Origin of the sequence: Janthinobacterium sp. AD80 (genome assembly GCF_002878455.1) — a bacterium.
Lineage (GTDB): Bacteria > Pseudomonadota > Gammaproteobacteria > Burkholderiales > Burkholderiaceae_D > Janthinobacterium.
In genome coordinates this window covers 1-1,773 of the sequence record NZ_NRDQ01000253.1, presented here as the reverse complement: position 1 = coordinate 1,773, position 1,773 = coordinate 1, and the positions used below count along the sequence as shown (strand labels likewise).

Annotated in this window: 1 protein-coding gene and 2 pseudogenes; 2 read left to right on the top strand and 1 reads right to left on the bottom strand. The window is 65.1% G+C overall.

All coding sequences use genetic code 11. The annotated features are described in order from the left end of the window. Together JaAD80_RS28080 and JaAD80_RS28075 are read left to right on the top strand one after the other, a co-directional pair. Nucleotides 1-401, top strand: a 401-nt coding sequence (locus tag JaAD80_RS28080; RefSeq protein WP_180979633.1) for a general secretion pathway protein GspB, incomplete at its 5' end; no start/stop codon positions are given. A gap of 120 nt (nt 402-521) precedes the next feature. Next, nucleotides 522-1,493, top strand: a pseudogene (locus tag JaAD80_RS28075) (phospholipase C); the annotation flags it as partial. A 23-nt stretch (nt 1,494-1,516) separates the two neighbouring features. On the opposite strand, the pseudogene JaAD80_RS31765 reads toward JaAD80_RS28075, so the two are convergent. Further along, nucleotides 1,517-1,773: pseudogene (locus JaAD80_RS31765) on the bottom strand (hypothetical protein); the annotation flags it as partial.

The following is a 1,773-nucleotide window of genomic DNA, read 5'->3' as shown; positions in this document are numbered from 1 at the left end:
GCATCGCCGCGCCTGCCGTGGCGCCACCGGCAGCGGCGCCAGCGCCCCGGCCTGAAGCGAAACCTGCGCCGAAACGCGAGGCCCCGCCGGCGCCACCGGTCGTGGCCGCTGTGCTCAAGCCAGACCCAGCCCCTGCTGCTGCTGCGGTGCCACCCGTGCCGGCGGCAGATGAGGTCGTACCGGGCATGCGCGACTTGCCTGAGCCGATACAGCGGCAGATTCCGCCCATCGCCATCGGCGGCTATATCTATTCAAAGAACCCGGCCGACCGGCTCTTGCTGATCGACAAAGTCCTGCGCCACGAGGGCGAGGAACTGGCGCCGGGACTGGTGCTGGAAAAGTTGCAGCCGAAGGCGGCGATTTTCAGTTTCAAGGGCTACCGCTATCGCGTGCCTTATTGATGTGCTTGCAAGCTGCTTGAGTTGTCGCGCATCAAAGCCAGGTTTCGCTAGCTGAACCATAGTGGCGGAACCTGGTCGAACCAGGGTTGCCGCGCCCGTGCGCGCGGCCCGGGAGCTTCGATGACTGCTGCTGAATCTGTCTCTGCTGGCCATTTGCTGGGAAACCTCGCGCATATCGAGCACATCGTCGTGCTGATGATGGAAAACCGTTCCTTCGACCATATGCTGGGCTACCTGAGCCTGGAGGGCGGGCGTGCCGACATCGATGGCTTGCGCGCCAGTCATGCCAACGTGCATGCGGGCATCAGTTATCCCGTGCACCACCTGCAGCGCGCGGCCCTTGATCCGCGCCAGGATCCGTCGCACACGGGCGAATCGGTGGCGCGGCAATTGCAGGACGGTAATGGCGGCTTCGTTGCCGACTATGCGCATACCCATCCCGACGATCCCGACATCGGCGTGGTGATGGGTTACTACAATGGCGCCGATCTGCCCATGCATGATTTCCTGGCGCGGCAGTTTTGCGTCTGCGACCGCTGCTACAGCTCGGTGCCTGGCGCGACCTGGCCGAACCGCCTGTATGCCATCAGCGGCAGGGCGGCAGGCAGCAAGGACAGCAAGCGCGTGCCCTTGTATGCAAACAAATCCTTCGTGCGCCACCTGGAGCGGGCCATGGTCAGCTGGAAGTTCTATTCCGCCTGGAAACCGTGGAGCCTGGCCCTGAGCGACGACCACTACCGTTCATCCGAATTCTACGAGCCGCTCGGTTCCAGCCAGCGCCGCTACGGTTTCATCGGCGATGCGCTGGCCGGTACCTTGCCCTCGGTCAGCTGGATCGATCCGCATTTCTTTGCCAATGACGACCATCCGCCCGCCGATATCCGGGGCGGGCAGGCGCTGGTGGCGCAGGTGTACCAGGCGCTGGCGCGCGGGCCTGCCTGGCAGCGTACCTTGCTGATCCTCAGTTATGACGAGCACGGCGGCTTTTTCGACCATGTGCCGCCGCCCGCCGCCATCGATGACGACCCCGCGTGTCGCCAGTACGGCGTGCGCGTGCCCATGCTGCTGGTGTCGCCGTGGATCGCCGCCGGCAGCGTCAGCCATGAAGTCTACGATCACACCTCCATCATCAAGACCATCCTGCAGCGCTTCTGCCGCGCCGACGATGGCAGCTTGCCCGACATGGGCGCGCGCGTGGCGGCGGCCAGCGGCCTGGGCGGCATCTTGCCGAAATTGAACAGGCTCACGGCTTGCGACAGGCTGGCGGCTTCTTCCGCCAGGCGCGTGGCGCCGCGGCCGCTTCTTCCACCAGGGCTGCGTTCTGCTGCGTCACCTGGTCCATGTGGGCGATGGCCTGGTTGACCTGGTCGAC